Genomic DNA, 13,643 nt, shown 5'->3' on the forward strand with positions numbered 1-13,643 from the left:
TGGTTACGCTCAAATCTTCAAAACCATGCAGAGTGGTTAGCTCTACCCCCCATGGTTACGCGTAAATCTTCAAATCCATGCAGAGTAGTTCTCTCTACTCCACATGATTTCATCCAAAACTTCAAACGATAGCGAATAATAGTCGACAATAGTTTACTATTTAAACAAACCCCAGCTCGCTTTAATGATAGTTCATGTACTGTCATGATCATTAGGAGAAGGAGACTGGGACATAAGGAAAAGTGAACAAAAAATAGTTTTTTCATCATCAGAGGTTTTGTCCCAGCTTCATGACACATATGAATGAGTTTTTTGAAGAGGCAATCCGTCTTGTTACTCATTGAACGACTTTGCTTCATAGATTATTAATAAAATCCACATAAAAGCTTTACTATAATAAAGTGTTATATGTTAAAATGTAAACAAATACATGAATTGAGGATGAGTTCGTCTATGTTAGAACAAGGCTATTGGCGTAATCGTGATATGAGAAAGCATGTACGTATCATCGATGGACAACTTGCTCCTACCCTTGTATTAACGAACGCCACGTACTTAAATATGTATACAAAAGTTTGGCTACATGCGAACATTTGGATTTATAATGAAAGAATCGTTTATGTCGGTGAGGAAATGCCAGAAAATGATATAGGAACGACTTATGTTGATTGTAAAGGGTTATTTCTCGTTCCGGGCTATATAGAACCACATGCCCATCCATATCAACTTTATAATCCAGAACAATTAGCTCGACATGCAGCGATTTTTGGGACAACAACTCTTATAAATGATAGTTTAATGTGGCATTTTTTAATGGAAGAGAAGAAAGCGTTTTCTTTCATAGAGGCGTGTCAGAAATTACCTATTAGTATGTATTGGTGGGCACGTTATGATTCACAAACGATATTACAAGATGAAGATAAAGTTTTCCATACAGAATCGGTTTTAAAGTGGATTAACCATCCTGCTGTTGTACAGGGAGGAGAGCTTACTGCTTGGCCAGCCTTATTAGATGGCGATGACCACCTTCTTTATTGGATTCAAGAAACAAAACGACACCGTAAGCCAATTGAAGGTCATTTTCCAGGAGCTTCAGAAAAGACATTAACGAAGCTAAAGCTTCTCGGTGTCAATGCAGATCATGAATCAATCACAGGAAAAGACGTATTAAAACGGTTAGAACTTGGGTATCAAGTTGGCCTTCGATATTCATCCATTCGTCCAGATTTACCACAATTATTAGAAGAGATGCTTGACCTTGGGTTAAAGACTTTTGACGAATTAACGATGACAACAGATGGCTCAACACCTTCTTTTTATGAAGACGGCTTAATGAATAAATTAATAGATATTGCCATTCAAAAAGGGGTTCCTATTGAAGAAGCGTATCGGATGGCATCATATAATGCAGCTAAACATTTTCATTTAGAAGAACAAATTGGCAGTATTGCTCCTGGTCGGATTGCACATATAAATTTTTTAAATGAAAAGGACAACCCACATCCGACGAGTGTTCTAGCAAAAGGCGAGTGGATAAAACGAAACGGAAAAGTATGTCATTACCCGTCACAAATAGAATGGTCAGCATTCGGCATTAAACGGTTACACTTATCGTGGGACTTAGAGGAGAATGATTTGCAATACTCTACTCCTATTGGTTTAAAGTTAATCAATGATGTCATTACAAAACCTTACCCGATTGAAATAGATGTCACACCTGAACAATTACCTATTGATACTTTCGATGCATTTTTAACATTAATGGATAAGAATGGTAAGTGGCATGTCAATACAACGCTTCATGGCTTTACAAGACGGTTAGGAGGACTTGCCAGTTCTTATTCAATGACTGGTGACCTTGTTTATATCGGCAAGAATAAGCAAGATATGATGATAGCTGGACAACGATTAAAAGAAATAGGCGGTGGCATTATAATCGTTCATGAAGGTCATATATTATTAGAAATTCCACTTACTTTAGGAGGTATAATGACCACAGAGAATATGAGAACATTGATTCAAAAACAGAAAAAGTTGACGGCTTACTTAAAGGAATTTGGTTATTTATTTGATGACCCAATTTATACAATATTATTTTTATCATCAACTCATCTTCCTTATATTAGAATAACCCAACAAGGAATCGTTGATGTTATGAAACGAGATGTTCTCTTTCCAGCTACGATGAGATAATTTATAATGATGATAGTCACCGTATATATTAATATATGACAATAAGTAAAAAAGGGAGCTAGGAGATATGAAAAAACACGTTATATTATTGATAGCTTTACTTCTCATGTTAGTTGTTGGATGTTCAAAAAGTAAAAATGAAACTCAAACTGAAAATCAAGCTGTAAAAAAAGGTGTCTTTCCATTAACTGGTTTAGAAGGCGAAGAAATAGACCGCAGAATAATAAGTGTCATGGTAAATAATCATCCGAAAGCACGCCCACAAACCGGTTTATCACAAGCAGATCTCGTGTTTGAAATTCTTGCTGAAGGGAATATTACGCGTTTCCTAGCTCTATACCAAAGTGAGGCGCCAGAAGTTGTTGGACCTGTTCGTAGTGCAAGAGAGTACTTTTTTGACTTAGCGGAACGTTATCAAGCGATCTATATCCATCATGGTGCAGCGGACTTTATAAGTGATATGATTAAAGAACGGGGAATTGATAGTATAAATGGTTCTAATTATGATGATGATGGTTATCTGTTTAAGCGTGATCATAGACGTCAAGCACCACATAATTCATACTTACAATTCACTGCTGTTCGTGACATTGCTGAAGAAAAAGGCTACAATTTAACTGAAACATATGAGCCACTACCCTTTTTAACAGAAGAAGAAATTGAACAAATCGAAGGTGATGCTGCTGAACAAGTTGAGATTACTTATTTTAATAGTCCATTGACAACAGTTACATATAAGTACAATACCAAAAAGGATGTTTATGAAAGATTCAGTGATGGAGAACAGTCCGTTGAGCTTGAATCGAATGAACCGATTGAAATGAGTAATGTTTTAATTATAGAAGCCACACATGAAGTAATGGATGATCAGGGCAGGCGTAAAGTTGATTTAGATAGTGGTGGGCAAGCATACTTATTACAAAAAGGGATTGTCCAACGAGTCGAATGGCAAATAGTTGATGGACGTATTTTACCAGTTAAAGATGGGCAACCAATTGGACTAGTTCCTGGTAAAACATGGATTAATATTATTCCATCATCGCCTGGGTTAGAATCGTTAATTACACTACAATAGGTAAAGGAGGAGAAAGCATGCAGATTGATAAATTACGGGGAAAACAACTCGATCAATTATTTGATGCAATTCTTTCCTTAAAAAATAGAGAAGAATGTTATCGCTTTTTTGACGATATTGCAACAATGAGTGAGGTCCAATCATTATCACAACGATTTCAAGTAGCTAAAATGTTATCTGAAGGACGAACATATAATGAAATAGAAAAAGAGACAAAAGCATCGACTGCGACGATTTCTCGTGTTCGCCGTTGTATCGACTATGGTAGTGGCGGATACGGTCTTGTCTTAGAACGTTTACATAATGATGAAGTATAAGAGAATAGAAAGGGTGGTGGAAAGCAACATTTCCCCACCCGTTTATTTTTATCTCAATAAGTGCATGACATAACTTCAAACCTTTATACTTTCAGGAAGCCTCTTCCTATATCTTGTATCTAGGAGATAATGTATCTCGAGTGATATATTTCTAATATTAACACTTTTTTTACTCTACTAACATGACTTGAAATAAGCTATTATAAAATTGATTAAAATCTCTACTTTTTATCTTATATTTCACCCACCATATCGTTCAATTCATTTCGTATTATTTGTTATAATAAACTAATGGATTATGAAATTGGAGGCCAGTTATGTTACACAATTCATTGAAAGAGTGGAAGCATATTTTTAAACTCGATCCTGCTAAAGATATTTCGGACGAGTTATTAGATCGTGTTTGTGAATCAGGTACAGATGCTATCATCGTTGGTGGAACAGACGATGTCACATTAGATGGTGTATTAGATTTATTGTCCAGAATTCGTCGCTATACTGTGCCATGTATTTTAGAAATCTCAAATATGGAATCCATTACACCTGGATTTGATTATTATTTTATCCCGATGGTACTTAACTCAAAAGAAAAGAAATGGATGATGGATATCCAACATGAAGCAGTTAAACAGTATAAAGAGATGATGAATTGGGATGAAATTTTTGTTGAAGGATACTGTATCTTAAACGAAGAAGCAAAAGCTTATAAAAAAGCAAATTGTCAGTTACCAACCGAAGAAGATGTTTTAGCTTATGCCTATATGGCTGAACGTATGTTTCATCTACCGATTTTTTATGTTGAATATAGTGGAACATATGGTGACCCTAAACTCGTAGAGAAAGTTAAAGATGAGCTGACAGATACGATGCTTTTTTATGGCGGTGGCATTGAAAATAAGACACAAGCTCGTGAGATGTCTCAACATGCTGATGTCATTATTGTAGGTAACAGTTTATATACAAATCCGACAGAAGCTTTAGAAACAGTTCGAGCTGTTAAAAATGAAAAGTAGTGTTATAAGGTGGTGTTTAAGGTGAGTCTGAAAACAGACGACCTTTTAAATGGATTAAATAAAGAGCAGAAAGAAGCGGTTAAACATACAGATGGACCACTGCTTATTATGGCGGGAGCAGGAAGTGGTAAGACACGAGTGCTCACCCATCGGATAGCGTACTTAATGCATGAAAAAGGGGTTGCTCCAAGAAATATTTTAGCGATTACCTTTACAAATAAAGCTGCACGCGAGATGAGAGACCGTGTTTCGCAACTTGTTGGACAAGAAGCGGAATATATGTGGGTATCGACCTTTCACTCGATGTGTGTACGTATCTTACGTCGAGATATTGATCGGATCGGGTATAATCGAAATTTCTCTATATTAGACAGTGGTGATCAATTATCGGTCGTCAAACAAGTGCTGAAAAACTTAAATATCGACTCGAAACAATTTGACCCAAGAGCGATGCTTGGACGTATCAGTTCTTTAAAGAACGAGTTAATCACACCAGAAAAGTTTTCAGAACAAGTAGGAAATTTTTATGACCGTCAAGTTGCCCATGTGTATGAGCATTATCAGAAGACTTTACGAAAAAACCATTCGATGGATTTTGATGATTTAATTATGGAGACAATCCATCTATTCCAACGTGTCCCAGAAGTACTACAGTATTATCAACACCGATTTCAATATATTCACGTCGATGAGTATCAAGATACGAACCATGCTCAATATTATTTAGTAAAACAATTGGCAAGTCGTTATCAAAACCTTTGTGTTGTAGGGGATTCTGACCAATCAATTTATCGTTGGCGTGGAGCAGATATTAGTAATATTTTATCCTTTGAAAAGGATTATCCGGCGGCACGGACGATTTTATTAGAACAAAATTATCGCTCAACGAAATCGATTTTAACCGCAGCTAATAAAGTGATTGAAAATAATAGCAGTCGTAAGCCGAAGAACTTATGGACGGAGAATCCGTCGGGGAAGAAAATACAATATTTTCGTGGTGCAACTGAACAAGAAGAAGCATTATTCGTCATGCAAACGATTAAAAACCTTATACAAGAAGAAGGCTATCAACCGAATGATATAGCTATTTTATATCGAACAAATGCCCAGTCACGTGCCATAGAAGATGCTTTCGTAAAATCAGGTATGCCATACCAAATGGTTGGCGGACAGAAATTCTACGAACGAAAAGAAATAAAAGATATGATTGCTTACTTACGTTTAATCACAAACCCTGATGATGACCTGAGTTTTGAAAGAGTTGTCAATGAACCGAAGCGTGGTATCGGAAAAACATCGGTCGAACGATTACAAGCATATGCAATAGAACATGATATATCATTATTCCAAGCGACAAAAGAAGTCGATTTTACCGGTGTGACAAAGCGCGCTGCTCATGCATTAGCAGATTTTGCAAACTTAATTCAGACATTGAATCAGCAACAAGAATTTTTAACAGCGACAGATATGGTCGAGCAAGTTTTAACACGTTCAGGTTACGAAGACATGTTGTTGAATGAACGAAGTATTGAAGCACAAAGTCGCTTAGAAAACTTAGAAGAGTTTAAAACAGTAACACATGACTTTGAAGCGAAAAATGATGATAAAACATTAATTGCTTTTTTGACAGACCTTGCATTAATCGCTGATATTGACCAGGTTGATGAGGAAGATCCTGATCATTTGGAAAAAGTGACATTAATGACATTACATGCAGCGAAAGGCTTAGAATTTCCTGTTGTCTTTTTAATTGGGATGGAAGAAAATGTTTTCCCGCATAGCCGTTCAATGATGGATGATGAAGAAATGGAAGAAGAACGTCGTCTTGCTTATGTTGGTATAACGAGAGCAGAAGAGTTACTATATGTGACACACGCTCAAATGCGAACGCTCTATGGACGAACGAACATGAATCCCATCAGCCGTTTCATTAATGAAATTCCTGAAGATTTAATTGACGGAATCGAGGAAGCTAAACAAGATATGTTTGGATCATCTTTTGCACGTCCTTCTCAATTTACATCACAAGCTCATCGACATACGCCAAGAAGAAAGGCGAAACGTATCGAAAAACGAACATCAGGAGCTGAAACTGAGAGCTGGCGCCCAGGAGATAAAGCACTTCATAAAAAGTGGGGTATCGGTACCGTAGTTAAAGTTGACGGTGAAGGTGATTCGCTTGAACTAGATGTGGCATTTCCAGCTCCTATTGGTATTAAACGTTTATTAGCGAAGTTTGCTCCAATTACGAAACAATAGGAGGGTGAAGCGAATGAATAAGCAACAAGTAGAAAAGAAGATCCAAGCTTTAAAAAAAGAACTAAATCAATATAGTTATGAATATTACGTATTAGATAAGCCAACCGTACCCGATTCAGAATATGATAAGAAACTTCGTGAATTAGAAGACTTAGAAAAGCAATTTCCAGAACTTATTACAGCAGATTCTCCGACTCAGCGTGTTGGAGATCAACCGTTGGATTCGTTCGAAAAAGTACGTCATGCCATACCGATGCTTAGCTTAGGTAATGCTTTCAGCTCAGATGAATTACGTGATTTTGACCGGCGTGTTAAACAAACGATTGGCAAAGACGTCTCTTATATATGTGAGCTAAAAATTGACGGTTTAGCTGTCTCCTTAAGATATGAGGACGGTCAACTCGTGCAAGGATCAACCCGTGGAGATGGGACAATTGGAGAGGATATTACAAGTAACCTAAGAACGATCCGCAGTATTCCGCTATCGATTCATGAAAAAAATACAATCGAAGTACGTGGAGAAGCCTTTATTCCGCAACGCTCTTTTATAACGCTAAATAAACAGCGAGAAGAAAATGGTGAAGCTCTATTTGCTAATCCTCGTAATGCGGCAGCAGGTTCATTACGTCAATTAGATCCAAAAATTGCAGCATCACGGAATCTTGATGTATTCTGGTATGGTGTAGGCGTATGGGAAGGGAAGGAAATGGCATCTCACAGTGAATGCCTAACGTATTTATCGTCGTTAGGCTTTAAAGTAAATAATGAATGGCGAATCTGTCAATCGATTGAAGAAGTATTAGACTATGTAGAATATTGGACAATACGTCGTCCGAATTTACCATATGAAATCGATGGGATTGTGATTAAGGTCGATGCACTAAGTGATCAGGAAGCACTTGGGTATACGGCTAAAAGCCCGCGCTGGGCCATTGCTTATAAATTTCCTGCTGAAGAAGTCGTGACAACATTAAGGGATATTGAATTAAGTGTTGGACGGACAGGGGTGATTACACCTACAGCTATTCTAGACCCCGTGCGGGTAGCTGGCTCAACTGTCCAACGTGCTTCCCTTCATAATGCAGACCTTATTCGTGAGAAAGATATTCGCGTAGGGGATACAGTCATCCTTCGAAAAGCAGGAGATATTATTCCGGAAATTGTCCGTGTCATCGAAGAAAAACGAACAGGTAAAGAAAAGGAATTTTCAATGCCATCACATTGTCCCGCATGTCAGAGTGAATTAATCCATATTGAAGAGGAAGTAGCCCTTCGTTGTATTAATCCAAACTGTCCAGCACAAATACAAGAAGGATTAATTCATTTCTCATCGCGTGATGCGATGAATATAGATGGTTTAGGTGAACGCATTATCGCCCAACTATTTCGCGAAAAACTCGTTCAATCAATTCCAGATGTTTACCGGTTGGAAAAGAATGAATTATTGAAATTAGAACGTATGGGAGAAAAATCTGCCACTAATTTATTAAATGCGATTGAACAATCAAAAGAAAATTCGCTGGAGAAATTATTATTCGGTTTAGGCATTCGTTTTATCGGTGTAAGAGCTTCACAGATTTTAGCAGAGGCATTTCAATCGATGGACCATTTACAACAAGCCACGTATGATGATTTTATCCAAATTGATGAAATCGGTACTAAAATGGCTGATTCGCTGGTGCAATACTTTTCTGATGAAAAAGTACAAAAGATGATTCAAGAATTATCAGAGCTTGGTATCAATATGACTTATAAAGGACCAGTTCGGAGTGAATCAAGTGAAAATACCACTTTTTCTGGAAAAGTCGTTGTCCTAACAGGGAAACTAGAACATTATACACGTAACGAAGCAAAGGAAAAAATTGAAGCTCTCGGTGGGAAAGTAACTGGTAGTGTCAGTAAAAATACGGACTTACTCATCGCTGGGGAAGCTGCTGGATCAAAATATAAGCAAGCAGAAAAACTTGGGATTTCCATCTGGAATGAAGAGCAGTTACAACAAGCTTTGGAAGAAGAATAAGATGAAGGGTGGGATACATGTGAAAAGGATAGGAATAATAAGTATTTGTATCCTTTTACTCTTGACGAGTTGTACACCTGGAGAGAAAGAAGAAGAAGAGATTGTTCAGGACGTAAAGGAAAAAAAAGAAATGTCTATTGTGCCGAGCTATAAGTTATCAAAAGAAAACTATCGTATGCTTCTACCGTATGAATCCGGTGCTGCGCGTGGCGTGATTGTTAATCAATTAGCTAACCGTGTTGATATTGATGAGATTGAAGAGGGATTACGCCGTCATTCGAAAGACTATTTTGATCCTGAGACATATATTTTCCGTGAAGGACAGTTCCTTTCCGCGGAAACGGTTTACGGCTGGTTAGGAAGAAAACTAACGGAAAAACAATTGGAAAAAGAAGTGCAAAGTGAAGTGAAAAAATTAAAAGAAGCACAAATGACGGTCAATGAGGAAAAAATCCGTAATCAACTTCAGCAAGGTATTAATCCACCGATAAACAATAAAAATAATGCGAAAGAACAGAAGAAAAATCCGAAATATTTATCACATATTGTTGAACAAAATTACTTAATTACAAAGGATAAACAAGCGAAAGTAGCGGGTATTTCAATAGGACTTTCCATGAAATCTGTCTACCGTTTTTATACAGAAGACAAAGAGAAAAAACGGACATTCCATGAAACCGACATACCTAAAGATAAGATGCTCGAAGTTGGCAAAAAAAATGCACAAGAAATTCTTAGTCGCCTGCGGAAAATGGAAGGATTAGAGAATGTCCCAGTCATGTTTGCTATTTATCAAGAAGAGGATGAGTCATCTCCCGTTCCAGGAAATTTCGTTGCTAAAACTTTTGTCGATAAAGGGCAAAACGAAATCGGCAAATGGAAATCGATTAAAGAAAAGAATGTGCTTTTTCCTTCTAATGAAGCGGAAAAACACCATGTTGAAGAGTCAGAAGTCATCAAACGATTTAGTAATGATGTCGCAGATTATTTTCCAAATTATGTAGGCGTAATTGGAAAAGGATTTTATATTAATGATGAATTAAGCAAGCTCGTTCTCGATATTCCAATTGAATTTTATGGGAAAGGAGAAGTGTTAGGCTTTACCCAATATGTTTATGGCTTAGCCAAAGAATTGCTTTCTAATAATTATCATTTGGAGATTAATATTAAATCTAGTACACAGATGGAAAGTCTTATTTATCGAGAAGCAGGTAAAGACGATTTGAATGTGCATATATTTCAATAAAAACACTCATTAATTGAACCATTTGTTCTTTTCCGTTAGAATGAGTAGTGGATATCTTAGAGACAGATGAACGCTTTGTTTTTTTGCGTAAAATATATAGAAACGAAAGATATCCTTAGATTATTTCAAGGAGGGTTTTATCCATGGTAGTACCATACAAACATGAACCTTTTACAGATTTCTCTGTAGAAGAGAATAAACAGACTTTATTAGAAGCAATTAAACAAGTTGAAGCAGATCTTGGTAAAGAGTATCCACTCATTATCAATGGTGAAAGAATTACAACAGAAGATAAGATTAAGGTTGTAAACCCTGCGAAAAAAGAAGAAGTCATTGGATATGTTTCTAAAGCGAACAAAGAACTTGCTGAAAAAGCGATGAAAGTAGCTGATGAAACTTTTAATACATGGCGTAAATCAGATCCTAAATTCCGCGCAGATATTTTATTCCGTGCGGCAGCGATTGTTCGTCGTCGTAAAGCAGAATTTACTGCACATCTTATTAAAGAAGGTGGAAAGCCGTGGAATGAAGCGGATGCTGATGTAGCAGAAGCAATCGACTTTTTAGAATATTATGGTCGTCAAATGATCAAACTTAAAGACGGTGTTCCAGTTAATAGCCGTCCAATTGAACGTAACCAATTCCACTACATTCCATTAGGTGTCGGTGTCGTTATTTCGCCTTGGAACTTCTTATTTGCTATTATGGCTGGTACAACTGTTGCAGCAATGGTGACAGGAAATACTGTATTACTTAAACCAGCAAGTGCCACACCAGTCATTGCTTATAAATTCATGGAAGTTCTAGAAGAAGCAGGCATGCCAAAAGGTGTCGTAAACTACATTCCAGGACCAGGTGGAGAAGTTGGTGACTACTTAGTTGACCATCCACGTACACGTTTCGTTAGCTTTACAGGTTCTCGCGAAGTAGGAACACGTATTTTCGAACGTGCAGCTAAAATCCAAGAAGGCCAAATTTGGCTAAAACGCACCATTCTAGAAATGGGTGGAAAAGATACGATCATTGTTGATAACGATGCTGACTTAGAATTAGCTGCTCAATCAATTGTTCAATCAGCGTTCGGCTTCTCAGGTCAAAAATGTTCAGCATGTTCACGTGCTGTCATCCATGAAGATGTGTATGATCAAGTGAAAGACCGAATCGTTGAACTAACGAAAGAATTAACAGTTGGTAATCCAGCTGACCCATCACGTTATTACATGGGACCAGTTATTGACCAAGCAGCTTATGATAAAATTATGAGCTATATTGAAATTGGTAAACAAGAAGGCGAACTACTTGTTGGTGGTGAAGGAGACGACTCTACAGGTTGGTTCATTAAACCAACTGTGTTTGGAGATGTTGATCCGAAAGCACGTATCATGCAAGAAGAAATCTTTGGCCCTGTACTCGGCTTAACTAAAGCGAAAGACTTTGACGAAGCAATTGAAATTGCAAATAATACAGAGTACGGTCTAACAGGAGCTGTGATTTCTAATAACCGCGAACATATTGAACAAGCGCGCGAAGATTTCCATGTTGGAAACTTATACTTCAACCGCGGTTGTACAGCAGCAATTGTTGGTTACCAACCATTCGGTGGTTTCAACATGTCAGGTACAGACTCTAAAGCAGGTGGACCAGACTATCTCATCCAACATATGCAAGCAAAATCAACATCAGAAATGTTTTAATTATACACACCCGCTTCCATTTTACGAAGCGGGTGTTTTATTGTTTTAGTAATCACTTATCTATATTATTTAGGCATTTATTTGTATTACTGCTATATAGATTATTTAGTTGTTTTACAACGATGTCACATCTTTTCCTCTTGTAAATCATTGTCTACAATTCCTCCCGTTTTTTTAATAGCGAATGATAATATTTGTGACGAAACAATCAATGTTTAATTCCTACAGCATTTTAGCAATAACTTTATCAGCTTTAAAATTCCATAATTTTATTTATGATCGTTTTTTCATCTGGACAGGCATTTGTCGAGGATATGATCACTTCCATTATGTTTATTTAAAATAAAATGGCGTTTGTATATTTATTTACAGTAAAATTTACAACAGTGATATCATTTCATGAAAAATATTTAATAACATTTTTAATAAATTAATTATTGTGAATGAATAATGTTTATGTTAAGATAATTATGAAAAAATTATATAGGGGCGTAAGTATGACGAAAAAGTTTAATAAAATAGTTTATGTCATTGTGTTATTATTTGGAACGGCATCTTTTGGTTTTACCTCTTCCGCTTTTGCAAATGGAGATGTTAATGACGCATCACCAATGGCAAATGATATGACGGGATATGAATAAATACATTCTTCAACGTCCAAAAATAAAAAAACCGAGTTTATTCATGAAGCTACTAATCCAAGTAATGTAACCGATACAGTATCTTACTCAGTTGCTGTCACTCAATCTACATCAGCGAATGTCACTGCAAATGCTACATTTAATTCAATGGTGGCTAAAGTAGGTGTTTCAGCTCAGGTGGGATTGGGAACTAGTAGAACTAAAACGATAACGATGACATGGACAATTCCTAAAAAATCTAAATATTTACTAAGAGCAGGAAGTCAATGGATTAAGGCATCGGGGACTGAACAGTGCAGGAACAATGGAAAAATAGTAAGTAAAAAATCTGTTACTGGGAATTGGACATATGCAAGTTGGAGTGATAAGGTCAAAAAATAAAAGGTTGGATAAATATGAAACATAAAATATTATTGGTTTTAATTATAGCTATGCTTTTTGTAGGTTGTGAGAACTTACAACAGAAGCAACTTAATACAAGTAACGGAACCCAACAAGTAGTGGATATGAGTATACATGAATCAAGTTCAGAACGATCACTTGAGGAAAAATTCATTCCTCCAAATTTTTTGGTTAGAGAATTTATGGTATACTTCCATAATAATGTTCTGCGTTTAGAATTGTCTTATATCATTAATGATGAATTGTATAATATACTCAAGAATAATGTAGATTATTATTTTCAAGTTGTCTTACCTGAAAACATACAAAGCATAGTAGGGAAGGAAAAGACAGCAGCTATTAAGGGTGCAAAAATAGAAGAGGAAAGACTTGATTATAAGGTAGTCATTGATTTAAATCCAAATCACCCTATTGATAATGGGCAAAAGAAAAATATTGAAAATAATAAAAATGGATATCAATTACTTGTTTTGGATCAAGATAAGGATGTTATTCACTTTTTTGATGATATTGAATTATTTTCAACGATTGACCCAATTCATTCCGAAAATACAGTTATTGAATCAGAATAATTAAAACTAAATTTAAGGAGACTGCTAGGATACTAAATGAATGAGAAGGAATTGGAGAAGAAAAAGCTGTATGTTTAATGCACCCTAAGAATGATTATTTGAGCCATTCAAATATGTTGTAACTGCTAGAATAGAATCAACAGTTTCTGCTTGATAGAATTGAACACTTTTCTATTAAAATAGCCTCCTAATCAGTTAAACTAATAAAATA

General features: G+C 36.3%; 10 protein-coding genes. All 10 read left to right on the forward strand.

The window, feature by feature from the left end:
• Window positions 1-453: 453 nt before the first annotated feature.
• Window positions 454-2,193, forward strand: coding sequence for an adenine deaminase C-terminal domain-containing protein (locus HNQ35_RS12155; protein WP_146938832.1), 1,740 nt, complete (start codon window positions 454-456; stop codon window positions 2,191-2,193).
• 67 nt (window positions 2,194-2,260) lie between these two features.
• Window positions 2,261-3,268: a DUF3048 domain-containing protein gene (locus tag HNQ35_RS12160; RefSeq protein ID WP_146938833.1), complete on the forward strand. Its 1,008-nt coding sequence runs from the start codon at window positions 2,261-2,263 to the stop codon at window positions 3,266-3,268.
• Window positions 3,269-3,285: 17 nt separating this feature from the next.
• A complete protein-coding gene (locus HNQ35_RS12165) occupies window positions 3,286-3,585 on the forward strand; it encodes a YerC/YecD family TrpR-related protein (RefSeq protein WP_146938834.1) in 300 nt (99 codons plus the stop codon).
• A 317-nt stretch (window positions 3,586-3,902) separates the two neighbouring features.
• On the forward strand, window positions 3,903-4,598 hold the full coding sequence (pcrB, locus tag HNQ35_RS12170) for a heptaprenylglyceryl phosphate synthase (protein ID WP_146938835.1): 696 nt from the start codon (window positions 3,903-3,905) through the stop codon (window positions 4,596-4,598).
• Between the two features lie 21 nt (window positions 4,599-4,619).
• A complete protein-coding gene (gene pcrA, locus HNQ35_RS12175; protein WP_146938836.1) occupies window positions 4,620-6,857 on the forward strand; it encodes a DNA helicase PcrA in 2,238 nt (745 codons plus the stop codon).
• A 13-nt stretch (window positions 6,858-6,870) separates the two neighbouring features.
• Complete coding sequence (gene ligA / locus HNQ35_RS12180) at window positions 6,871-8,877, forward strand: NAD-dependent DNA ligase LigA (protein WP_146938837.1); 2,007 nt, start codon at window positions 6,871-6,873, stop codon at window positions 8,875-8,877.
• Window positions 8,878-8,896: 19 nt separating this feature from the next.
• Window positions 8,897-10,123: a CamS family sex pheromone protein gene (locus tag HNQ35_RS12185; protein ID WP_146938838.1), complete on the forward strand. Its 1,227-nt coding sequence runs from the start codon at window positions 8,897-8,899 to the stop codon at window positions 10,121-10,123.
• A gap of 143 nt (window positions 10,124-10,266) precedes the next feature.
• A complete protein-coding gene (gene pruA / locus HNQ35_RS12190) occupies window positions 10,267-11,817 on the forward strand; it encodes an L-glutamate gamma-semialdehyde dehydrogenase (protein ID WP_146938839.1) in 1,551 nt (516 codons plus the stop codon).
• 497 nt (window positions 11,818-12,314) lie between these two features.
• Window positions 12,315-12,458, forward strand: a complete 144-nt coding sequence (locus tag HNQ35_RS12195) for a hypothetical protein (RefSeq protein ID WP_170226741.1) — start codon at window positions 12,315-12,317, stop codon at window positions 12,456-12,458.
• 395 nt (window positions 12,459-12,853) lie between these two features.
• Window positions 12,854-13,432, forward strand: coding sequence for a hypothetical protein (locus HNQ35_RS12200; RefSeq protein WP_146938840.1), 579 nt, complete (start codon window positions 12,854-12,856; stop codon window positions 13,430-13,432).
• The last annotated feature ends 211 nt before the right edge of the window (window positions 13,433-13,643 follow it).

The sequence above is a fragment of the Cerasibacillus quisquiliarum genome (assembly GCF_014202495.1).
Lineage (GTDB): Bacteria > Bacillota > Bacilli > Bacillales > Amphibacillaceae > Cerasibacillus > Cerasibacillus quisquiliarum.

What these genes read in the sequence shown, in the direction of transcription:
- HNQ35_RS12155 (WP_146938832.1), top strand. Translation starts at nt 454, where the DNA reads ATGTTAGAACAAGGCTATTGGCGTAATCGTGATATGAGAAAGCATGTA.
- HNQ35_RS12160 (WP_146938833.1), top strand. Translation starts at nt 2,261, where the DNA reads ATGAAAAAACACGTTATATTATTGATAGCTTTACTTCTCATGTTAGTT.
- HNQ35_RS12165 (WP_146938834.1), top strand. Translation starts at nt 3,286, where the DNA reads ATGCAGATTGATAAATTACGGGGAAAACAACTCGATCAATTATTTGAT.
- pcrB (WP_146938835.1), top strand. Translation starts at nt 3,903, where the DNA reads ATGTTACACAATTCATTGAAAGAGTGGAAGCATATTTTTAAACTCGAT.
- ligA (WP_146938837.1), top strand. Translation starts at nt 6,871, where the DNA reads ATGAATAAGCAACAAGTAGAAAAGAAGATCCAAGCTTTAAAAAAAGAA.
- pruA (WP_146938839.1), top strand. Translation starts at nt 10,267, where the DNA reads ATGGTAGTACCATACAAACATGAACCTTTTACAGATTTCTCTGTAGAA.
- HNQ35_RS12195 (WP_170226741.1), top strand. Translation starts at nt 12,315, where the DNA reads ATGACGAAAAAGTTTAATAAAATAGTTTATGTCATTGTGTTATTATTT.
- HNQ35_RS12200 (WP_146938840.1), top strand. Translation starts at nt 12,854, where the DNA reads ATGAAACATAAAATATTATTGGTTTTAATTATAGCTATGCTTTTTGTA.